We start from the raw sequence: 23,461 nt of genomic DNA, 5'->3' as shown, positions 1-23,461 counted from the left end.
TGTTGTTCTTTCGTCATTTATTTTCCAACTTAATTTTAAGTTCTTCTGTCTTTTCTTCTAGACGTTTTAAATATTGTTTTTGTCCTTGAAAAAATTCTAAAAAGGTGACTATATAATTATTTAGTTTTCTAAACTGATGAGAGTTGATGTCATATTTCCCCCAATTATTTACTGAAGCTAGTTCTTTTGTAGAATTCCCAATCAATTTCATCTTATCGATATCACTTTCAAATTCGTTATACTTGTGCTTCGTTAATTCTATGCCTATCGATTGAAAATTCTCATATTCTTTTAGTGCCTTTTTATACTTTAAAAAACTATTCTTTTCTTCCAATGTAAATAATTGCAAATTTCCAGAAGTAATTAAATCCTCAAGAGAGAACGTGTTTGTTTGGAATAATACAAAAAACAATTGACTACTATTCCTCTTTTTAACTAACGTATCCATGTTTGCAGATTCTGAATTATAATATTCAAAATAATTATCTATACTTTTCATTCGTACATCAACCAGGCTATCTGCCTTATTTAGATCAAAAAGGTCTTGGTTTAGTTCAGTAATTATATTGGCTTCGTATATTTTTAAAAGATTATTAGATTTTCTTTTTTCATTCCAATTATTCAGGGAAAGTGCAATCAAAATCCCAATCACCACAAGCACAATTTCGCCAAAAGCATATTTGAAATACTTTCCTGTTTTACCTTCTGAAAGTAAATTTTGTCTAATTTTCCTAAAGAATTTTATCATTGGTTAGCGGTTTCTGATAATGAAGCACAACGGTGTCGTATATGAAAAGTAGGCGATTTTGAAGCTCTAATCTTTCCGTTAAGCACAGAGTTTAATAGAAACCAAAAGCTTTCAAATTATTACTGTTCCGCCTATTTTTTATATACATTGTTAGCACCAGTTTTTTATATTTTTAATTCTCCTTTTAAAACAATTTGTGCCTTTCCTTTAATTGTCATTTTATGCTTCTCGATTAACTCAACTTCCATAAATCCAGTTCGTTCGGAACATTGAAAAGAATTCATTTTTTTCTTGTTCAGCTTTTCTCCCCAATATTTTGCCAAAAATGTATGTGTTCCACCTGTTACAGGGTCTTCATTAGTTCCGCTCCTAGGCCAAAAGTATCTTGATTCAAAGTCGTAATCAGGTTTTTCCGATAAGGCCGTGACCAATACCCCGTTAATTGAACCATGTGACTTTTTTAATTTTTCAAAGTCAGGTTTCAAGTTGTTTAGTGTTTTACAGCTATTGATTTCAAGCAATAATATTTTCGTTTCCTTATTGTATTCGCTATTATCTAATTCAACGATTCCAAGAGCTTCAAGTAATTCTTTTGGTGCAATTTGATATTCAGTTTCATAAACTGGAAATTCCATTCTGATGTACTCTGCCTCCTTTCTAATAATCAAGTCCAAATTTTGAATAGTTACAAAATGGATGTTTGAAATACTTGAATCCCTGTCAAAGAGTATTTTCGAGGCTGCCAGAGTTGCATGTCCGCAAAGGGGAATTTCCATTTTGGGTGAAAAATAACGTATTGAAAATCCTTTTTGCGTACTCTGTTGTTTCACAAATGCGGTTTCGGAAAGCCCAAGTTCTTTGGCTATGGAAAGCATTGTGTCGTCATCTATTTCTTGTTCAAGTAAACAGACTCCTGCCGGATTTCCTTTAAAGGGTTCATCCGCGAACGAATCTACAATATATGTTTCAATACTTGCCATATAATTTTTAGTGGTGAATTCAATTATTTTATGTTTTCTCTAAAATTCTACGATGGTAATTTATTTGACCTAAATGATAGTTTAAATGGGAATGTAGATGAATAATGGTAAATGCCATTTCCGTTTTATTTTCCCAAATGATTATTGGAAAGGTTTCGGTTAATTGTTCATCCGTTATTTTGCTCAGTCCCTGACCAACAATTTGAATGGTTTCATCAATTTTTTCGTATAATTCTTTTCTCTCAACGAATCTGCTGGAAAATTCTAAATCCCTTTGTCTAACATAATCAATTTGAGCCAATCCATTTCCGATATACGTTTTCAGATTCCCGATTATATGAAGACATAGATTCCCTCCAGAGTTTTTTATTGAGTTTTCAATTTTCCACAATGTTGTGTCGTTTTTGTAAAGTTCAATCTCCTTTTTCAACTTGTTTAAGTCCCTATTGTATAACTCTTTTAAAGATTCTATTACCATTTTTTGTTTGTTTCCTTCTAAATTGGTGCTAACGGTTTGTGTATGGTTTGTTGCGTTGGTCTGGTCACTAATTTAGCAAATAAAACTTGGCAATAGTTCAGGGCGAGGATTTTCCGCGAGGAAAATCAGAAGCAATGAACTATACACGTTGTTGTAACCAGTTTTTTTTATTCAGTTTTGGGTCAATGTTTTTATAGTCAAGTATCGCCAAAGTTACTTGGTTGTCTTTCAGTCCGTCAATTATAAATCCGTAAAATAAATCCTCCATATTTTCTGGTTCATCATAGGTTTGGTGGTGTTTGTCATTCTTAAACCACCAAGACAGATGCTTTGAAGCATTCCAATCCGATGCGCTTTGATTGTTTTCGTCCGTTTCGTATTCGCTTACGATCAGCTCTAAAATTTTTTTAATTTTCTCTGGATTTGGATTTAGAGAATTTAATTCCAAGTGACGAGCTTTTTTCTCAAACAATGAAATTTGAAATTGGTCAAATAAATCCAAAAATTTTGACTTCAAATCGAACAGAAGGAAATTCCGAGTATCATTTTGGTCATTTATCAAGTCTGACTTGAATCGAGAATTTTCACAAAGAAAATCAATATCAATTTGCAATAATTCCTTTATGTCTCTCGGGTTTTTCAAAATTGGTTACAACGGTTTGTGTATGGTTTGTTGCGTTGGTTAGGTCACTAATTTAGCAAATAAAACTTGGCGATAGTTCAGAAAGAGGATTTTCAGTTTAGGAAAATCAGAAGCAATGAACTATACAAATTGTTATACTCAGTTTTAATTTTTCATTATTTTAAGTTCTCCGAAATCAACATCAAGTAAATTTTCTTGATCAATTGAGAATCCTAATATTTCTCTTTTTGAATTAAAATTGAAAGTTAAAAACCCATCTGGCACACGAATGTCATACCAGTCAATTTTAAAGGTATCAAAATGCCAATGCACCAATTTTCCTCTGAATAATTTAGTATGAGAAAATGAAATCTCTAATTCCTCTTCACTTATATTGTTTATAAATATGTCGCCATACATCTTATCAGTGTATTTTCCGGAGTATTCTTTAATTGCTAAAGAGGGTTTTGTGTTCTTTGATTTTAATTGAATTCTCAAAGACTCTTTCTTTTCTTTTATAAAATTGTCTCTCCAGTCTTTCACCAAAGAATAGAAATTATCAGGTAGATTATCTTCATCTTCAAGAAATTGTTTAAGTAGTAAAGCTCTCAAAATAAATGTTGCAGGTTCTTTCGATGCGTTAGTAAGTAAAACAAACCCAATGTTTAAATCCTTTATCATAACAAGTTGGGCCGCCATACCGTCTATACCACCACTATGCTCAATTATCTTATGTCCATTAAATGGCGTAAGCCACCAACCGAACCCATAGGATGAAAATTCATTATTAAAAGGACTTCCAATTGGATAAATAATTTGTGGTTTAAAAATTTCCTCTATTATTGTTGGACTAACAATAGTATCATTTTCAAATACTCCATTATTCAACATTAATCTCATGTAATTCGACATTTCAATTGCTGATGAGTAGATAAAACCTCCTGGAGCAAGATTATCTCCCTTTTCTTGAATAATCGCGACCTTTTTGTAATCTTCATTCCAAATATGCGGTTGTGCTAGGTTCTTATTTGCTTTTCTTTCTGTTGATAAAGAGGTGCTATTATTCATTTTTAGTTTATCGAATACTCTTGTTTTTAAGAAACTATCCCATGATGTTCCCGATACGGTTTTTACTATTTCCGAAGCAACAACGTACATTACATTTTGATAAGCTGGCTTTTCTCGATACCCTGATACTGGTTCTAAATATTTAAGTCTCTTAATTATTTCTTCCCTAGAATAATCAGAGTGATACCAAAGTGTACCACCACTAACATCTTTCAGACCACTTCTATGAATGAGTAAATCTCTAATCGTAAAATTATCTGTAACATATGGGGCATATAATTCAAAATAGGGCAGGTAATCTTTAACTTTATCATCCCAATCAATTTTACCCTCATCCACCAAGATGCCTAACGTTAACGCAGTAAATGATTTAGAAATTGAACCTATTCCGAAAGTTGTATTTTCATCAACTTTTCTTTCTTTATTAACTTCGCAGTTGCCATATCCTTTGGAAAATATTATAGAATCATTCCGAACAATACCAATTGAAAGTCCTGGTATTTCATAGTCTTTTATTACTTGGTGAATGAGCAGGTCAAGTGAATCTATTTGTATTTGTTGAGAGAATGTATTGGAGAAAAGGAATAAACCAATTATGATTGAGAGAAAGTTTTTCATTTTTTTTAATTGAGTATAACGGTTTGGGCTATGGTTTCGTTGCGTGAAAATCCGCGAGGATTTTCCGCCGTAAACCGAAGATAGCAAAATTGCTAGGACTTACCTAGTAGGCTAGAATTAACAATTTTGAAATAATGGTTGATAGTATATTGTCTTAAATGCTATTTCAAATAAGCTGTTTTATTGATGTGAAATTGGCCTTTATGAACAACACCACTTATTTGAATATCTTTAATTTCCATTGGATCAATCTTAAATGGGTTTTTTGCCAAGATGGTAAAGTCTGCTTGCTTTCCTTCTTCTATAGAGCCAATCTGGTCTTCCAGGCTTAAGGTACCTGCCGCGTCTATAGTAATACCTTTCATACCTTCATAAACGCTTAGTCGCTGGTCTTGAGAAAATTTGCTGCCCTGTGAGGTATTGCGATTAATGGCAGTCCACGCTAAAGTGAGGGGTTCTACCGGTGCCATTGCAAAATCAGAATGAAAAGATACAGGAACACCTCTCGAGACAAGCGATTTTATTCTTACCAAATTTTCTCCTCTTTCTTTTCCTAGTCCTATTTCTGAATATTTATCAGCTAAAGCCCAAAGATAGTATGGATTTACAGAACCTTCTATTTCAAGTTTGGCTATTTGTTCTGCCATGGTATCTGTAAAATAACCCATATGGTGTAGGGTTAATTGATGGTTTTCAAGAGGATTTTTCCTTTGTAATTCTGCTACATTATCAACTACCATCTGAATTCCCAAATCTCCATTAGCATGAACATGTATTTTATAGCCATCATTCCAATAGAGTTCCATTTGCTCTTTAAACAAATCTAATGGGGTCATCCACTCACCATGATGCCCATCGGTATAGTTGTCCTTCATCTGCATCAACTGGGAGTAAATAGCGCCATCGGAAAATAATTTGATTTGTTTTGGTAAAAACTTAATATTCCCTGTATTGAAGCTGTCAGCTAAGGTCTCGGCAAACTGTTTTGCTTTCGCATTACTATTTCCTTTCATGCCATATAATTGGGTGCCATTTGGAATTAAATAGATATCATATGGAGGCTTCTTGTCCATCTCAGTTTTTAAGTAGTTGTACTCCAAATCAAAATTTGAACTAGGAAAACCTGGTTCTGCAATAGTTGTGATACCATTTTTCAATAACAATTGTGTCATTTGTTCCAATCCACCTTGATACTTATCTTTTTCAAAGAATAGGTTCCCTATTTTAGGTACTAGAGCCAACCAACCTCCCTCATAGAAATGCCCTTTTTCCCAATTCACTTGAGGATTGTTTTTAAATTCAGCTTCTTTTATGTCCATCATTTTTATGGCAGCATCGTTAACAAAAATTTCATGAAAGGAGCGATGTATGATACCTACAGGTTTATTGCCGGCTATTTTGTTTAGCAACGCCCTATTTAATTCCCCATGCCAGAGTTGGTGATATCCCCAAATAAAATAAATAGACTCCTCAGTAGCATTTGAATTAATAGATTCCGTTATACGAGCAACATAATTTTCATGTCCTGAAACACCTTTTTTGGTTTCCGTAGGCAATACCCAATCATAAGGAGCAACAATTTCATTCGGCAAGACTGTAGCTGCAATGGAAGGATGGAGATGAGGTTCAATGAAACCTGGCATCATGGTTTCACCACCTAGGTCGTGCTTTTTTACTTGTTCCTTAAATTGTTCAAATGCTTCTTTTTTGCTTCCTACAAAGATTATTTTACCATCGCTTTCTACTACGGCTTCCGCATAATTTAGGTTGTCACCCTGCATGGTTATGATGTCTCCGTTGTAGTAAATGGTTTTTTGTTGTTGGTGTCGCTCCCCTAAGGTTTCAGTATCACTTTTTTGAGACTTATTGTTGCATGATGTAAGGAGTAGACTGATTCCGAAAAAAAATACAATAGCGGCTTTCATAGGATTTCAATTTTAAAAGTTGTCCTCTTTCGGCTATAGTTCTGTTGGTGAGAAAATGGGTGATGAATTTTAGTAGAATTAGGTCTAGTAAAGTTAGTGGTTTTTAGTTTGTAAACTGTAAAACAGTAAGTTATAATTTTAGTGGTAAATGCTTTAAATTTTTTCTAGTCAAGAGTCTAATAAAAACCAGTTTCCAGAATCTGGATAGTGCCAGCATGGTCAAAGTTGCAAGTCCCTCCCATACCAGCAGTCAATCCAACAAGCATCGTAAGAATCTATGGAATATGTCCAATTTAATTACTGCAAAAACAAGAAAACCTTCAAGGGCGTTTGGATTTTTAATTAAAAATTCCAACATTTGGGTTTCAAATGAACAAGAACCTAATCCATATCATTTCTATTATTATCGTAGTGATTATTTCGCTCCGGTGAGGAATGGTATTGTAGTATGATATAGAAAATGCCTTCCTCATCCGGGAAGGCATTTTTTTTATGGAAAAATTTTAAAGGGTTTGAACATCATATAACAAATTAGTTAAAGTGCTGATAAATAGTTATTTGAAATGTTAAAAAACTAATTGAATTTAAAGCGTGCTCATGTAATGCAACACCCTAGTAGAGTGATTACATTAATTTAGTTTCTTAAAAGAAAAGGGTCAAAATCAAATAATGAACAATTTAAATAAATACAGTAAAACAGTAACACAAGATCCAACCTTGCCGGCTGCCCAAGCCATGTTGCATGCCATTGGCTTAACCGATGAAGATTTGCAAAAGCCCTTGGTGGGTATTGCCAGTACAGGGTATGAAGGAAATCCATGTAACATGCACCTTAATGACTTGGCAGTCCATGTTAAAAAGGGAGCAGACAAGGCCGATTTGGTCGGACTCATTTTCAATACCATTGGAGTAAGTGACGGTATTTCAAACGGAACCCCAGGAATGCGCTATTCCTTACCGTCCCGTGATATCATTGCAGATTCTATGGAAACCGTCGTTCAAGCCATGAGTTATGATGGTTTGGTGACTGTGGTAGGTTGTGATAAAAACATGCCGGGAGCCTTAATGGCCATGTTACGGTTAAACAGACCTTCCATTTTAGTCTATGGAGGCACCATTGCTTCTGGCTGTCATAATGGTAAAAAACTGGATATTATTTCAGCTTTTGAGGCCTATGGTCAAAAAGTAGCTGGAAGCATAGATGAAACCGAATTCAAAGAAGTCATTCACAAGGCCTGTCCGGGTGCTGGTGCCTGTGGTGGTATGTACACCGCAAATACCATGGCTTCGGCCATTGAAGCCTTAGGTATGTCTTTACCTTTTAACTCCTCAAACCCGGCTATCACAGAAGGAAAAATTAAGGAGAAGGAATGTGAAAGAGCGGGAGAAGCCTTAAAGTTACTACTGGAAAAAGATATTAAACCATCAGATATTGTTACAAGAAAGTCCTTAGAAAACGCCATTAGGTTGGTAACGGTTCTAGGAGGGTCTACAAATGCCGTGTTGCACTTTCTGGCTATTGCCAAAGCAGCCAATGTAGAATTCACCTTAGCCGATTTTCAGAAAATAAGTGATGCAACACCACTCTTGGCAGACCTAAAACCAAGTGGTAAATATGCCATGGAAGATTTGCACGCCGTAGGTGGGGTGCCAGGTGTTTTAAAGTACATGCTGAAACAAGGCATGTTGCATGGTGATTGCTTAACAGTTACCGGAAAAACCTTGGCCAAAAACTTGGAGACAGCTCCAGACCTAGAAGAAGGTCAGGAGGTCATCAAATCAGTCAACCAACCTATCAAGGATTCAGGCCATATTCGCATCCTGTTTGGTAACCTAGCTACGGAAGGTGCTGTGGCTAAAATTACAGGGAAAGAAGGCTTGTCCTTCAAAGGCGTTGCCAATGTGTTTGATAGTGAGGCGGCGGTCAATGAAGGCATCAAAACGGGTAAAGTAAAAAAAGGCGATGTGGTCATTATTCGTTATGAAGGTCCTAAAGGGGCACCGGGTATGCCAGAAATGCTTAAACCGACCTCTTCCATTATGGGAGCTGGCTTGGGCAAGGATGTGGCATTGATTACAGATGGTCGCTTCTCGGGTGGATCCCACGGTTTTGTGGTGGGCCACGTGTCGCCAGAAGCACAAGTAGGTGGAAATATTGCCTTAGTTGAAAATGGAGATATCATCTCTATTGATGCAGTAAACAATACCATCAACATCGAAATTTCCGATGAGGAATTGGCAAAAAGAAAAGAAAATTGGAAAGCTCCAAAACTCAAATTTGAGCGAGGGGTATTATATAAATATGCAAAAACGGTTTCATCAGCATCCAATGGCTGTGTGACCGATGAGTTTTAAATGATAGAATATGGAGGATACTCAAGCAGTAGCAAAAAAAGAGCAACCTACTAAAAAATCCGTTAGAATTACGGGTAGTGAGGCGGTTGTAAAATGCCTTTTGGAAGAAGGGGTTGATATTATTTATGGCTACCCTGGTGGGGCCATAATGCCAGTTTATGACGAGCTTTATAAATATCAAACCCAATTGCATCACGTCTTGACCAGGCACGAGCAAGGGGCCACCCATGCTGCCCAAGGCTATGCTAGAATTTCTGGTAAAGTAGGGGTGGCTATGGCAACCTCGGGTCCCGGGGCAACCAATTTGATCACCGGTATTGCCGATGCTCAAATTGATTCCACGCCTTTGGTGTGCATTACGGGGCAAGTGGGTTCCCACTTACTAGGAAGTGATGCCTTTCAGGAAACAGATATCATAGGTATCTCAACCCCGGTTACCAAGTGGAACCACCAGGTGACCAAGGCGTCTGAAATTCCCGAAGTCATTGCCAAAGCATTTTATATCGCTAAAAGTGGGCGTCCGGGTCCCGTACTCATTGACATCACCAAAAATGCCCAATTTGAGGAATTTGATTTCTCTTATGAAAAATGTACATCCATAAGAAGTTATAAACCAGTCCCCGAAGTGCAAACAAGCAAAGTGCAGGAGGCTGCAGATATCATCAATGCGGCTAAAAAGCCGTTAATCGTTTGGGGGCAAGGTGTCATATTGGGTGAGGCAGAAGCCGAATTGAAGGCGGTGATGGAAAAGGCTGGCATCCCTTCGGCTTGGACCATTCTGGGAGCTTCCGCCATTCCAACGTCCCATCCCCTAAATGTGGGTATGGTTGGCATGCACGGTAATTATGCGCCCAATAAGTTAACCAATGAGTGTGATGTGCTTATAGCCATAGGCATGCGGTTTGATGACAGGGTAACCGGTAATTTGGAGACCTATGCCAAACAGGCCAAGGTGATCCATTTTGAAATAGACCCAGCAGAAGTCGATAAAAATGTAAAGACCGATGTGGCGGTTCTTGGAGATGCCAAAACCAGTCTGTCGGCTTTATTGCCATTACTTAATGAAAACAGCCATGACTCTTGGTTAAATGAGTTTAAGAAGCTGTACCAGGTAGAGTTTGAACAGGTCATCAAAAACGATTTGAACCCCACCAAGGAAGGTTTGACCATGGGAGAAGTGTTGAAGAAAATCAATGAAGAAAGCAAAGGTCAGGCAGCCATAGTGAGTGATGTAGGACAACATCAAATGATTGCTTGTCGCTATGCTGAGTTTAACCAGACAAAAAGTAATATTACCTCCGGCGGATTGGGAACCATGGGGTTTGCATTGCCAGCAGCCATAGGTGCAAAGATGGCAGCTCCAGAACGTGATGTGGTAGCTATCATTGGAGATGGTGGTTACCAAATGACCATTCAAGAATTGGGGACCATTTTTCAAACAAGGGTACCCGTAAAGATTGTGGTCTTAAATAATGATTTCCTCGGAATGGTACGTCAGTGGCAGCAATTGTTTTTTGATAAACGATATGCCTCTACCGAATTGATCAATCCAGATTTTGTTCAAATAGCCAAAGGATACCATATTGAAGCCAAAAGAGTGTCAAAAAGGGAGGAATTGGATGAAGCTATCAAGGAAATGATGGCTAGTGAATCGGCATATTTCCTAGAAGTATGTGTAGAGAAAGAAGACAATGTGTTTCCAATGATCCCAACAGGAGCATCGGTTTCAGATATAAGATTAAGTTAATATGGATACAGAAAAAGAATTATATACCGTTTCTATCTACACCGAAAACAACGTGGGTTTGCTCAATCGCATTTCGGCAATTTTCCAACGTAGAAAAATCAATATAGAAAGTATTGCCTCTTCAGCTTCAGAAATACATGGGGTGTTCAGATGGACCATTGTTGTGGTGGTTACCGAAGAGCAAATCAAGAAAATTATTGGCCAGATAGAAAAGCAGGTTGAAGTCATTAAGGCTTACTACCACAGGGATGAAGATATTATTTATCAAGAGTCTTGTCTGTTTAAAATCAAATCAGACTTACTATTTGATGAGCCACAGATTCAAAATATTATCAAAGAAGGCAATGTCAATATCGTGACGGTGAACAAGGTCTTTTTCGTTTTGGAAAAGTCTGGAAGACGTCATGAAATAAATGAATTGTATAATGAATTAAGTCCGTTTGGAATCATGCAATTTGTCCGTTCAGGAAGGATTGCCGTCACCAAACAGGAAATGAAAATATCAGAAATGCTAGTAGCATTCAACAACTAAAACAAAAACCATGTCAAATTATTTTAACACACTCTCACTACGAGAACAATTAGCACAATTAGGAAAATGTCGGTTTATGGCTGCTTCTGAATTTGAAGATGGCGTAGAAGCATTAAAAGGAAAGAAAATTGTCATCATAGGATGTGGCGCACAAGGATTAAATCAAGGGTTAAACATGAGAGATTCTGGTTTGGATATTTCTTATGCGTTGCGTGAAGCTGCTATTAAGGAAAAACGTCAATCCTATCTGCAAGCCACTGAGAATGATTTCACTGTTGGGACTTATGACGAATTGATTCCATCTGCAGATTTGGTGCTCAATTTAACACCAGACAAACAACATAGTAATGTGGTGAAGGCGGTCATGCCGCTTATGAAAGAAGGAGCGACTTTGTCGTATTCCCACGGATTTAATATTGTAGAAGAAGGAACCAAAATAAGGAAAGATTTAACAGTGATTATGGTCGCGCCTAAATGCCCAGGAACGGAGGTTCGTGAGGAATACCTTCGCGGATTTGGAGTGCCAACCTTGATCGCTGTACATCCAGAAAATGACCCTGAAGGTAAAGGATTGTCTCAAGCCAAGGCTTATGCCGTAGCCACAGGAGGACACCGTGCCGGGGTTTTGGAATCATCATTTGTTGCTGAGGTGAAAAGTGATTTAATGGGTGAGCAAACCATCCTTTGTGGAGTCCTGCAAACAGGATCTATTTTGTGTTTTGACAGAATGGTGGAAGAAGGTGTTGAACCAGAATATGCTGCTAAATTGATTCAGTATGGTTGGGAAACTATTACCGAAGCCTTAAAGCATGGTGGAATAACCAATATGATGGATCGCCTATCCAATCCTGCAAAAATTGAAGCTTTCAAGCTTTCCGAAGAATTGAAAGTATTGATGAGACCATTGTTCCAAAAGCATATGGATGATATCATTTCAGGTCACTTCTCGCAAACCATGATGGAAGATTGGGCCAATGATGATGTCAATCTGTTGACATGGCGAGCAGCCACAGCTGAAACAGCTTTTGAAAAAACGCCTCTTACTTCTGAAACTATTTCAGAACAGGAATATTTTGACCACGGCACCTTAATGGTCGCGATGGTTAAGGCCGGTGTGGAGTTGGCTTATGAAACGATGATAAGTTCTGGAATCATAGAAGATTCTGCTTATTATGAATCGTTGCATGAGCTGCCATTGATCGCAAACACTATTGCGCGTAAAAAACTTTATGAAATGAACCGAGTCATTTCAGATACCGCAGAATACGGGTGTTATCTATTTGATCATGCCGCAAAACCTTTATTGAAGGATTTTATGACTACAGTTGATGCTTCTGTCATTGGCAAAACATTTGCCACGTCTAATGACGTAGATAATGTGGAGCTAATCAAAGTGAATGAAGCGATTCGCTCTCATTCTATTGAGACGGTAGGTAAACGACTTAGAGCTGCCATGACGGCCATGAAAAAGATTAAAATTACCGAACCAGAAGAAGAGGCCGTATTATCATAATTTTGAAATCTAAATAGCCTCAAGATTCTTGAGGCTTTTCTTTTTACTATGGAAACAACCACAACCTATTTTCCCACATTACAAGCAGTTCAGGATGCTGCTCAGAAATTAAAATCGGTAGTAAACCACACACCGTTGACTTCAAATATTCACTATTCCCGAAAGTTTGATGGTCATATATTATTTAAAAGGGAAGATTTGCAGTTGGTTCGTTCCTATAAAATTAGGGGCGCGTATAATAAAATGTCCTCTTTGACTCCTGAGGAAATAAGTAATGGAGTGGTTTGTGCAAGTGCGGGTAATCACGCACAGGGAGTAGCCTTATCTTGCAGGTTGTTGAAAATTCCAGGAACCATTTTCATGCCTACGCCCACACCCATGCAAAAGATCGAACAGGTAAAAATGTTTGGTGAAGAATTCATAGAAGTGGTTTTGGAAGGAGATACGTTTGACGATTCTTATCATGCCGCCATGAAGGAACAAAAACAGTCCAATAAAACCTTTATCCATCCATTCAATGACGAAAAGGTAATAGAAGGTCAAGCTACCATCGCTTTGGAATTGTTAAGTCAAACAGAAACCCCAATCGACTATGTGTTTGTACCTGTTGGAGGTGGCGGTTTGGCTTCTGGTTTGTCAACCATATTCAAGGAGATGTCTCCCGAAACCAAAATCATTGGCGTAGAACCTGAGGGGGCGCCTTCCATGTTAACTTCTTTAAAAAATAATCAAGTAACAGAACTGGATGATATTGAGAATTTCGTTGATGGAGCAGCTGTAAAAAGGGTAGGAGAGAAGACATTTGGCATATGCCGACAAACCTTGGATGACATGATAACGGTTCCAGAAGGTAAAATTTGTCAAACCATACTAGATTTATATAATAAAGAAGCTATTGTAGTAGAGCCTGCTGGCGCATTGAGTATTGCAGCTTTAGATTTTTATGCCGATAAACTAAAAGGTAAAAATGTGGTTTGTGTTGTAAGCGGAAGTAATAATGATATCACACGCACCGCCGAAATCAAGGAACGTGCTCTTTTGTATTCCAATCTTAAACATTATTTCATTGTGAAGTTCCCGCAACGTGCCGGGGCCTTAAAAGAATTTGTTGTTGAAATTTTAGGACCTAATGATGATATTACCCATTTTGAGTATACCAAAAAATCCAATAGGGATAATGGTTCGGCTGTAGTGGGAATCGAATTAAAAACACCAGACGATTTACAACCTTTGATAACGAAAATGAAGCAACACAATTTCTATGGGGATTATTTAAATAACAAACCCGACTTATTTCAGTTTTTGGTTTAGTTTAACCTTAAGGTAACCAAATTACTAAGAGCTTTATTGTATCTTTAAGGTGAACTTTAAAGTATTTAGTTTTATGTTAAGTTCCACCTACGTAGAAATTCCAGAAGAATTTCAAATTAAAAATGGGATCAATCAGAATACCTATTTAATCAATGGAGAATTAATTGAATGGAAAGGAGAAACTTCCGATGTTTATTCTACCATTTCTTCAACTGAAGATTATAAACCCACCTTTTTAGGAACCATTCCTACTCTCACTGAAAAAGAGGCCTTGGAAGCTTTGGATGCGGCATGTAATGCCTATGACAAGGGACAAGGATTGTGGCCAACCATGAAAGTGGCAGATCGCATTGCCTGTATGGAAAAGTTTGTGGAGCAAATGAAAACCAAACGGGAAGAAGTTGTGAAATTATTGATGTGGGAAATTGGTAAAAACCTTCCAGATTCTGAAAAAGAATTTGATAGAACTGTAGAGTATATCTACGATACCATTGAAGAATACAAGCAACTGGATCGTGACAGTGCCAAATTCTCAAAACACGATGGGGTGTATGCCCACATCCGTCGAGGTCCTTTAGGGGTTGTGTTGTGTTTGGGGCCCTACAATTACCCATTGAATGAAACGTTCGCCCTTCTCATTCCAGCTATAATTATGGGTAACACCTGTATTTTTAAACCGGCAAAACATGGAGTTTTATTATTGACTCCCTTGTTGGAAGCATTTAAAAATAGCTTCCCAAAAGGCGCTGTAAATATTTTGTACGGAAGAGGTCGTGTGGTGGCATCGCCAATTATGCAATCAGGGAAGGTAGATGTTTTGGCACTAATTGGAAACAGTAAATCGGCCAATGCATTAATGGATCAACATCCCAAACAGAATAGATTACGATTGGTATTGGGCTTGGAGGCTAAAAATCCTGCTATCGTGTTACCAGACGCCAACCTAGATTTGGCTATAGACGAGTGTATTGCAGGAACCTTGTCATTTAATGGGCAACGTTGTACTGCTTTGAAAATTCTTTATGTTCATGAAGATATTTTGGAGGAATTTAATAGCCGGTTTTCTAAGAAAGTGGATGGTTTGAAATTTGGGAATCCGTGGGAGCAAGGAGCTAAATTGACGCCGCTTCCAGAACCTGAAAAGCCAGCATATATTCAAGAACTAATTGATGATGCTATTTCAAAGGGCGCCAAGGTTCTTAACGAAAAAGGCGGAGAAACATCAGAAAATTATATTTTTCCTGCGGTGCTATTTCCAGTAGCCAAAGACATGCGTGTGTATCAAGAGGAACAATTCGGACCTGTGATTCCAATAGTGCCATTTAAGGATATTGAACAGCCATTGGATGAGATGGCAGAATCCAATTACGGACAACAAGTGAGTTTGTTTGGTAACGATATTAAAACCTTGGCGCCGTTAATTGATACCTTGGTAAACTTGGTGTGTCGTGTGAACTTAAACAGTTCTTGTCAACGTGGACCAGATGTATATCCTTTCACAGGTAGAAAGGATTCAGCTAAAGGAACCCTTAGTGTCCATGATGCCTTAAGGTCTTTTTCTATTAGGACTTTTGTGGCAACAAAGGATACCGAATATAACAAGGAGATTTTGAATAACTTATTGGATGCCAATGCGTCAAATTTTGTGAGCACGGACTATATTTTGTAAAAATTTAGTTAATCGGTATAAGCGATTTCAAATAATTTATATATTTGTTGCATGTTTAAACCAGAAAATAATATACGTCCGTCACAACCCAGTTTGCTGATTAGCAAACGCCGACGCTATTGCTAATCATCTTTTTGCAATTGTATAACGTATATTATTTTAATCTTGAAACATATTTTCCAAATAACATTTTTAATAAAATTAGCAGTTGATTTCGGTCAACCGTTGACTCCTTTCCGTATGTATCGCCGCCCGTAAGGGTGTATGCTTTCTATGGAACTTAGGTGAGTCCGGTTCTTTTCTTCCAAAATCAAATTAACCTTAATCTTATTTTTTGAACAATGAAAATTGTTATTGCAGACAAATCTCATTCGGTTTACGCATCTCTTATTTCTGATACCATTGCTGAATCGGCCAAGGTACGAGGAACTGGTATAGCGAAGCGCACTCCTGAATATATCATTACCAAAATGGAAAATGGCAATGCTGTTATAGCCTTGGATGGAGATAAATTTGTTGGGTTTTGCTATATCGAGGCTTGGAGCCACGGCAAATTTGTAGCAAATTCCGGATTGATTGTACATCCAGATTATAGAGGAGTCGGTGTGGCCAAACAAATTAAACATAAAATTTTTGAGCACTCTAGAAAGAAATATCCAGACGCCAAAGTTTTTAGTATCACCACAGGTCTAGCAGTTATGAAAATGAATACCGAACTGGGATATCGCCCCGTTCCGTTTTCAGAATTAACGGATGACCCAACCTTCTGGAAAGGTTGCCAAACCTGTAAAAACTATGATGTTTTGCAACGTACCGAGCAAAAAATGTGTTTGTGTACAGGAATGTTATACAATCCAGAAATAGAAAAAAAAGGAGGGAAAATAAACGTGAAGCCTGTCAAAGAAAAAGTGTTTAAAAGGCTGAAGCAAATTAAAGAAACCTTGTATTTAAAGAAAGAAAAAAATGAAAAGTAAAGTGGTTTTGGCCTATAGCGGGGGCTTAGATACATCCTATTGTGCCGTTCACCTAAGTAAGGATTTAGACTTTGAAGTCCATGCCGTTAGTGTAAATACAGGTGGATTTACGATAGAAGAAATCCAAACGATCGAATCGAAAGCTTATAAAATGGGTGTCGCTTCCTATGTGAATGTGGACGCTATCCATACCTTTTATGAAAAGGTTGTTAAGTATCTCATTTTTGGAAATGTGTTGAAAAATAACACCTATCCTTTATCGGTGAGTGCAGAACGTATAATTCAAGCGATTGAAATTGTTGAATACGCCAAGTCTATCGGTGCCAAATATATTGCTCATGGAAGCACAGGGGCAGGAAATGATCAAGTTCGTTTTGATATGATTTTCCAAACGTTGGCTCCAGAAATCGAAATCATTACGCCTATTAGGGATAAAAAATTAAGCAGAGAAGCGGAAATTGATTATCTAATTTCAAACGGCGTAGATATGTCATGGGACAAAGCAAGATATTCGATTAATAAGGGACTTTGGGGAACGAGTGTTGGTGGTTCTGAAACATTGACATCCGATAAACCATTACCAGGTTCTGCTTATCCATCACAACTGAAGAAGGAGGGAGAGGAGAAGGTGGTTTTGACTTTTGAAAAAGGAGAGTTGACTGCTTTGAATGGAGAAGTAAACCCTCCAGAAAAGAATATAGAATTGCTTCAAAATCTAGCCTCTCCATTTGCTATTGGTAGAGATGTGCATGTTGGAGATACCATTGTTGGTATTAAAGGAAGGGTAGGATTTGAAGCCTCGGCTGCATTAATTATTGTGAAAGCGCATCATTTATTGGAAAAGCACACCTTAACCAAATGGCAATTGCAACATAAAGAATATTTGTCCAGTTTCTACGGCATGCATTTACATGAGGGACAATATTTAGACCCCGTCATGAGAAATATTGAGGCGTTTTTGAAAAGCAGTCAGGAGATGGTTTCTGGTGATGTAACCGTGTCCCTTAAGCCCTATCATTTTTCTTTGGATGGTATTGCTTCGGATCATGATCTGATGAATGCCAAATTTGGAAGCTATGGCGAAATGAATAAAGGATGGACAGCTGACGAAGCAAAGGGCTTTATAAAAATACTAGGAAATCAAAATAGAATCTATCACCAAGTAAATTCAGAATCATGATACAAAAAGTAGGAATTGTTGGTGGAGCGGGCTATACGGCTGGTGAATTAATCAGGTTGTTGATGCATCACTCCCAAACAAAAATCGACTTTGTTTATAGTACTTCAAACGCAGGAAATCCCATAGGGAAAGTGCATCAAGATTTAATGGGAGAATTAGATTTAAAGTTTACTGATGCTATTAATCCAGATGTGGATGTGTTGTTCCTCTGTTTGGGACATGGAAATTCCAAGGCTTTTTTAGAGAGTAATTCGTTTTCAAGCACCACGAAAATTATTGACTTAAGTAATGATTTTAGGTTGGAAGCAGATAAGGTCTTTCAAGGAAATACATTTACTTATGGTTTGCCAGAACTGAATAGGGATGCCATTAAATTGTCAAACTATATTGCAAACCCAGGGTGTTTTGCTACAGCCATTCAATTGGCATTGTTGCCTTTGGCTCAGGCCAATCTTTTAAAGGGTGATGTACATGTGAATGCCGTGACGGGAGCGACGGGAGCAGGGACTTCCCTTTCGGAAACGACTCACTTTACTTGGCGAGACAATAATTTTTCTTATTACAAGCCTTTTACGCATCAACATTTGGGAGAAATAAATCAATCCTTAAAACAGCTTCAAAGTGACTTTTCTGAGGAAGTGTTCTTCATGCCCAACCGAGGAAACTTCTCAAGAGGGATTTTTGCAACGGCATATATGCCTTTTTCTGGATCTTTGAAAGATGCTCAGGAATTGTATCAAAATTATTACAGGAATGCGGCTTTTACCTTTGTGTGTGATGAGCCTCTGCATTTGAAACAGGTGGTCAATACCAATAAATGTTTGTTGCACCTTCACAAGCATCAAGAAACTTTACTGGTTACTAGTGTTATTGACAATTTACTTAAAGGTGCCTCAGGGCAAGCTGTACAGAATATGAACTTAATGTGTGGCTTTTTTGAAGACGAAGGATTAAAACTGAAAGCCAACTATTTTTAAACGATTCATATGAAAATTGCTATTATAGGAACTGGAAATTTAGGACGATCAATCGCCAAAGGATTAATCACCAACAATGCCATTACAACTCTTGTTTTAACAAAGAGACACCCCGAAGCTCTTTCAGAATTTGAAGGTTACAAAGGTGTTTCGATCACTCAGGATAATGTGGCTGCGGTAAAAGAATCTGATATTTTGATTTTTGCCGTCCAGCCATCCCATTTTGAAGCCATTTTGAAAGATGTTGCTCCTTTTTTAACCGAAAAGCATGTCATAATTTCAACTATCACTGGTTATACTATTCCAAAAATAGAAGCAATTGTTGGAGCAGAGCAATATATAATTCGGGCAATGCCCAATACGGCAATCGCTGTAGGTAAGTCTATGACCTGTTTATGTAGCAATGTGATGGGAGCTAAGAGAATTAAAGTAGCTGAAGCCATTTTCAATAGACTGGGTCACACTTTGGAGATTCCTGAGAGCCAGATGCAGGCTGCAACAGTAGTATGCGCCAGTGGTATTGCTTTTTGGATGCGTCTCATTAGGGCTACAACCCAAGCTGCCATCCAATTGGGGTTTGATTCTAATGAAGCTCAAGAATTGGCCATGTATACGTGTGAAGGAGCTGCGAGTTTGTTAATCAATACAGGTAATCATCCTGAAGAGGAAATTGACAAGGTGACAACGCCCAAGGGTTGTACTATAGAAGGACTCAATGAGATGGAACACAAAGGATTGAGCTCTTCTTTAATTCAAGGTATGGTAGCTTCATTTCAAAAAATCAGTAACATTAAAAAAGAGCAAATATGAGTTTGTTTGATGTTTACCCTCTATTTGATATAACACCTGTAAAGGCAAAAGATGTCTATGTATATGATGATCAAGGTCGGGAGTATTTGGATTTGTATGGTGGGCATGCTGTTATTTCCATAGGTCATTCCCATCCCCAATATGTTAAAGCGGTTTCGGATCAAGTGGCTAAATTGGGTTTTTATAGTAATGCAATCCAAAACCCGCTGCAAGAGGCTTTGGCGCAACAATTGGTGCAAATTTCTGGTTGTACGGATTACCAGTTGTTTTTATGTAATTCGGGTGCTGAAGCCAATGAAAATGCGCTGAAATTAGCCTCATTTGTGACAGGGAAATCGAAAGTGCTGGCCTTTAAAAATTCCTTTCACGGAAGAACCTCTGCTGCTGTAGCAGCAACGGATAGCCCAAAAATTGTGGCGCCATTAAATGGGCAGCATCAAGTTGATTTTGTTGCTTTGGGTGATTTGCAAGGTGTTGACACCATATTAAAGGCAGGTGAAACCTGTGCTGTAATTGTGGAAGTGATTCAAGGTGTAGGAGGATTGGATGAAAGTACCACAGAATTTTATCAGGGCTTAGCAGAATTGTGCAAAACATATGGCGTTTTATTTATAGCAGATGAGGTGCAATCGGGTTTCGGTAGGACCGGTGACTTTTTTGCGTTCCAAAAACATAAAATTGAGCCCGATATCATTTCCCTTGCCAAGGGAATGGGAAATGGATTTCCCATCGGAGGGATTTTAATCCATCCAGATATTAAGGCGGTTTATGGTATGTTGGGTACAACATTTGGAGGGAATCATTTGGCTTGTTCTGCATCTTTATCTGTTTTGAAGGTCATGGAAGATGAAGACTTAATGGCGAATGCTATGGAAGTCTCTGCTTATTTCTTGGAGAAAGCCAAAGAGCTTCCAGGGTTGAAGCAAGTGAAGGGACGCGGATTGATGTTAGGTTTGGAATTTGATTTCAAGGTTGGAGATTTGAGAAAGAAACTCATCTATCAACATCAGATATTCACAGGAAGTGCCAACAATCCAAACTTGATAAGAATTTTACCTCCATTGACGGTAAAAAAATCACATATCGATCAATTTTTTAATGCCTTGAAAGCGGAATTATAAATGAAGAAGTACACGGAAATACAGGATATTCCCAATATTCAAGATGCGATTAAGGAAGCCATTTTATTAAAAATGGATCCATTTGAGTATAAAGAATTGGGTAAAAATAAAACCCTGGTCATGTTGTTTTTCAATGCCAGTCTTAGAACCAGATTAAGTACGGAAAAGGCGGCAAAGAATTTAGGGATGGATGTGATGTCATTAAATGTGAATGAGGCTTGGCAGCTTGAATTTGATGATGGAACCATTATGGATGCCAACACTTCAGAGCATGTTAAAGAAGCGGCACAAGTGATTTCCCAATATGCCGATGTGATTGCAGTGAGAGCATTTCCAAGCTTAAAGGACAAGGCCAAAGATCAATCCGAATATATTTTAAAAAGTTTTGAGAAGTATGCCACCGTACCCATTATCAATATGGAAAGCGCTACTGCACATCCATTACAAGCTTTGGCCGATGCGATTACTATTACGGAACTAACAGAAAAGAAAGTTCCAAAGGTGGTGTTGTCTTGGGCTCCGCATCCGAAGGCGTTACCTCAAGCGGTGGCCAATTCGTTTGCAACTATGATGCAAGAAATGGACGTGGAGTTTGTAATCACCCATCCTGAAGGGTATGAGTTGGATCCTGAAATTACCAAAAATGTCCCAATTGTTTATGATCAAAAGGAGGCCATGAGAAATGCCGATTTCGTTTACGTGAAGAACTGGAGTAATTTCAAGGAGTATGGTCAGGTTTTAAACACAAACCCAAGCTGGATGATGACCCAAGAAAAATTAGGTAATGCCAAATTCATGCACTGCTTACCAGTAAGAAGAAATGTGGTAGTAGAAGACGCAGTGCTTGATAGTGAGCAATCGGTGGTTATAAAACAAGCGAACAATAGAACGTTTGCTGCCCAAGTGGTGCTTAAAAATATTTTGGAGAGTTTATAAAATGAAAGTATTTAAAATGTGTATCAATGAGTAAAGAACCGCTTCAAATTATAAAAATTGGAGGTAATATTATCAATAATCAAGAAGCTTTAGCCGAATTTTTATTGGCCTTTTCCAAAATAGAAGGTAAGAAAATTTTAGTTCATGGAGGAGGAAAGCGAGCCACAGAATTGGCGGCCAAGTTGGGCGTTGAGGCAAAAATGGTTGATGGCCGTCGAATTACAGACCAATCCAATTTGGAGATTGTTACTATGGTTTATGCTGGGTTGTTGAATAAGAATATGACTGCTCAATTACAATCGTTTGGATCAAATGCGATTGGTTTGTCTGGAGCCGATGCCAATGTCATTAGGGCCCATAAAAGGGAAGTGAAAGATCTAGATTATGGATTTGCAGGCGATGTCGATGAAATTAATGAGGGGCAGATTGCATTATTCCTCGAAAATAATTTGGTGCCCGTATTTTGTGCCATTACCCATGATAAGATGGGACAGCTTTTAAACACCAATGCAGATACTATTGCTTCGGAATTGGCCATAGCTATGTCTTCAAAATATGAGGTGTCATTGATTTATATCTTTGAGAAAAACGGCGTGTTACGTTCTATTGAAGACGATCAGTCCGTAATTGAACAAATCAATTTGGAAACTTATAAAGAATTGGTGTCTGAAGGAGTCATTTCAGAAGGGATGTTACCCAAAGTACACAATTGTTTTGAAGGACTAAAAAAAGGCGTTTCTAAAGTGATAATAGGAAACCCAACCATAATTTCAAACACAAATCAAAAATTTACAACCTTGGTTTTATGATAGAACAGCTTACACAGGAAGCCATCGAGTTGTTAAAACAACTTATAGAAACGCCATCTTTTTCATCGGAGGAAGATGGAACAGCGCACCATATTGAAAATTGGTTTACAAATCATAAAATTCCTTTTAATAGAACCGACCACAATGTTTGGGCCATCAATAAGCATTTTGATGCTTCCAAGCCTACTTTGTTGCTCAATTCCCATCATGATACGGTTAAACCCAATAATGGTTATACTAAGGATCCGTTTAAAGCTCTCGTTGAAGATGGAAAATTATTTGGTTTAGGAAGCAATGATGCTGGAGGTTGTTTGGTGTCATTGATTGCAACGTTCACCTATTTTTATGAAAAAAGGGATTTAACTTATAACTTGGTAATTGTGGCATCAGCAGAGGAAGAGAGTAGTGGTGATAAAGGATTGAACAGTATGCTTCCCATTATTCCTAAAATTGATGTAGCCATAGTAGGAGAACCCACTTTGATGAATTTGGCTGTAGCCGAAAAGGGCTTGGTTGTGTTTGATGCCGTGGTAAAAGGAACACCCAGTCATGCCGCCCACCCAAATGATGATAATGCCATTTATAAAACGATTAAGGTATTAGAATGGTTCCGAGATTTTAAATTTGAGAAAGTATCTGAAACTTTGGGAGAAGTCAAGCTGACCGTATCCCAAATTCATGGAGGAAAACAACATAATGCGATTCCTGCCAATGTGGATTTGGTCATAGATTGTCGGGTGAATGATCAATACTCCAATCAAGAAGTAGCAGATATTTTAATGAAGAAAGCCCCTGTAGATAGCTTGATTCCGAGAAGTTTGAGGTTGAATTCGTCATCTATTCCTGTGTCTCATTCATTGGTTCAAGCTGGTATTGAGATGGGAAGAACAACCTACGGCTCCCCAACTTTATCCGACCAGGCAGTCTTATCTTGTCCCTCATTAAAACTGGGGCCTGGGGATAGTACAAGGTCACATTCTGCAGATGAGTTTATTCACTTGGAAGAAATAGAGGAAGGGATAAAGATTTATATTGAATTATTAGAGAAAGTATTTTAAATGAACCAATAATCAAGATAGCAGAACCAA

General features: G+C 37.8%; 20 protein-coding genes. 14 read left to right on the top strand and 6 right to left on the bottom strand.

The features are described 5' to 3' along the window. Positions 1 to 13 precede the first annotated feature (13 nt). From ZA07_RS15980 to ZA07_RS03525, 6 genes are all read right to left on the bottom strand, one after another. Positions 14 to 748, bottom strand: coding sequence for a DUF6090 family protein (locus tag ZA07_RS15980; protein ID WP_053970354.1), 735 nt, complete (start codon positions 746 to 748; stop codon positions 14 to 16). 164 nt (positions 749 to 912) lie between these two features. Continuing rightward, entirely contained in the window at positions 913 to 1,728 is an 816-nt protein-coding gene (locus ZA07_RS03545) for a PhzF family phenazine biosynthesis protein (protein ID WP_053970353.1), read from the bottom strand. 28 nt (positions 1,729 to 1,756) lie between these two features. After that, a complete protein-coding gene (locus tag ZA07_RS03540) occupies positions 1,757 to 2,206 on the bottom strand; it encodes a DUF1572 family protein (RefSeq protein ID WP_053970352.1) in 450 nt (149 codons plus the stop codon). 139 nt (positions 2,207 to 2,345) lie between these two features. Then, positions 2,346 to 2,849, bottom strand: coding sequence for a hypothetical protein (locus ZA07_RS03535; RefSeq protein WP_157492045.1), 504 nt, complete (start codon positions 2,847 to 2,849; stop codon positions 2,346 to 2,348). A 144-nt stretch (positions 2,850 to 2,993) separates the two neighbouring features. Continuing rightward, positions 2,994 to 4,514, bottom strand: a complete 1,521-nt coding sequence (locus ZA07_RS03530) for a serine hydrolase (RefSeq protein ID WP_053970350.1) — start codon at positions 4,512 to 4,514, stop codon at positions 2,994 to 2,996. Between the two features lie 161 nt (positions 4,515 to 4,675). Continuing rightward, positions 4,676 to 6,439, bottom strand: coding sequence for an amidohydrolase (locus ZA07_RS03525; protein WP_053970349.1), 1,764 nt, complete (start codon positions 6,437 to 6,439; stop codon positions 4,676 to 4,678). Positions 6,440 to 7,108: 669 nt separating this feature from the next. Here ZA07_RS03525 and ilvD point away from each other — a divergent pair. The 14 genes from ilvD (at position 7,109) to ZA07_RS03450 (ending at position 23,431) form a co-directional block, all read left to right on the top strand. Further along, positions 7,109 to 8,794, top strand: coding sequence for a dihydroxy-acid dehydratase (gene ilvD / locus ZA07_RS03515; protein ID WP_053970347.1), 1,686 nt, complete (start codon positions 7,109 to 7,111; stop codon positions 8,792 to 8,794). Between the two features lie 10 nt (positions 8,795 to 8,804). Continuing rightward, positions 8,805 to 10,541 carry a biosynthetic-type acetolactate synthase large subunit gene (gene ilvB, locus ZA07_RS03510; protein WP_053970346.1) on the top strand — a complete coding sequence of 579 codons (1,737 nt, stop codon included), beginning with the start codon at positions 8,805 to 8,807 and terminating at the stop codon, positions 10,539 to 10,541. A gap of 1 nt (position 10,542) precedes the next feature. Next, entirely contained in the window at positions 10,543 to 11,073 is a 531-nt protein-coding gene (gene ilvN, locus ZA07_RS03505; RefSeq protein ID WP_053970345.1) for an acetolactate synthase small subunit, read from the top strand. Between the two features lie 10 nt (positions 11,074 to 11,083). Next, positions 11,084 to 12,586 carry a ketol-acid reductoisomerase gene (gene ilvC / locus ZA07_RS03500; RefSeq protein WP_053970344.1) on the top strand — a complete coding sequence of 501 codons (1,503 nt, stop codon included), beginning with the start codon at positions 11,084 to 11,086 and terminating at the stop codon, positions 12,584 to 12,586. 48 nt (positions 12,587 to 12,634) lie between these two features. Further along, a complete protein-coding gene (gene ilvA, locus ZA07_RS03495; protein WP_053970343.1) occupies positions 12,635 to 13,897 on the top strand; it encodes a threonine ammonia-lyase IlvA in 1,263 nt (420 codons plus the stop codon). 73 nt (positions 13,898 to 13,970) lie between these two features. Then, positions 13,971 to 15,566 (top strand): NADP-dependent glyceraldehyde-3-phosphate dehydrogenase, encoded by a 1,596-nt coding sequence (locus ZA07_RS03490; protein WP_053970342.1) that lies wholly within the window; start codon positions 13,971 to 13,973, stop codon positions 15,564 to 15,566. A 341-nt stretch (positions 15,567 to 15,907) separates the two neighbouring features. Continuing rightward, complete coding sequence (locus tag ZA07_RS03485; protein WP_053970341.1) at positions 15,908 to 16,540, top strand: GNAT family N-acetyltransferase; 633 nt, start codon at positions 15,908 to 15,910, stop codon at positions 16,538 to 16,540. Beyond that, positions 16,530 to 17,720 carry an argininosuccinate synthase gene (locus ZA07_RS03480; RefSeq protein ID WP_053970340.1) on the top strand — a complete coding sequence of 397 codons (1,191 nt, stop codon included), beginning with the start codon at positions 16,530 to 16,532 and terminating at the stop codon, positions 17,718 to 17,720. Before ZA07_RS03485 ends, ZA07_RS03480 begins: the two co-directional genes overlap by 11 nt. Further along, positions 17,717 to 18,697, top strand: a complete 981-nt coding sequence (argC, locus tag ZA07_RS03475; protein WP_053970339.1) for an N-acetyl-gamma-glutamyl-phosphate reductase — start codon at positions 17,717 to 17,719, stop codon at positions 18,695 to 18,697. The genes ZA07_RS03480 and argC overlap by 4 nt, the downstream gene beginning before the upstream one ends. A gap of 9 nt (positions 18,698 to 18,706) precedes the next feature. Continuing rightward, positions 18,707 to 19,507 carry a pyrroline-5-carboxylate reductase gene (gene proC / locus ZA07_RS03470; RefSeq protein WP_053970338.1) on the top strand — a complete coding sequence of 267 codons (801 nt, stop codon included), beginning with the start codon at positions 18,707 to 18,709 and terminating at the stop codon, positions 19,505 to 19,507. Next, positions 19,504 to 20,628, top strand: a complete 1,125-nt coding sequence (locus ZA07_RS03465; RefSeq protein ID WP_053970337.1) for an aspartate aminotransferase family protein — start codon at positions 19,504 to 19,506, stop codon at positions 20,626 to 20,628. Before proC ends, ZA07_RS03465 begins: the two co-directional genes overlap by 4 nt. Then, positions 20,629 to 21,564, top strand: coding sequence for an acetylornithine carbamoyltransferase (locus tag ZA07_RS03460; RefSeq protein ID WP_053970336.1), 936 nt, complete (start codon positions 20,629 to 20,631; stop codon positions 21,562 to 21,564). It abuts the gene before it with no gap. Between the two features lie 26 nt (positions 21,565 to 21,590). Further along, positions 21,591 to 22,373, top strand: coding sequence for an acetylglutamate kinase (gene argB, locus ZA07_RS03455; protein WP_053970335.1), 783 nt, complete (start codon positions 21,591 to 21,593; stop codon positions 22,371 to 22,373). Further along, entirely contained in the window at positions 22,370 to 23,431 is a 1,062-nt protein-coding gene (locus ZA07_RS03450; protein ID WP_053970334.1) for a M20 family metallo-hydrolase, read from the top strand. Before argB ends, ZA07_RS03450 begins: the two co-directional genes overlap by 4 nt. Positions 23,432 to 23,461 lie beyond the last annotated feature (30 nt).

It is taken from the genome of Mangrovimonas sp. ST2L15 (assembly GCF_001280515.1).
Taxonomy (GTDB): Bacteria; Bacteroidota; Bacteroidia; order Flavobacteriales; family Flavobacteriaceae; genus Mangrovimonas; species Mangrovimonas futianensis.
Note: the sequence above shows the minus strand (reverse complement) of the source record. Positions and strands in the feature narration are given on the sequence as shown.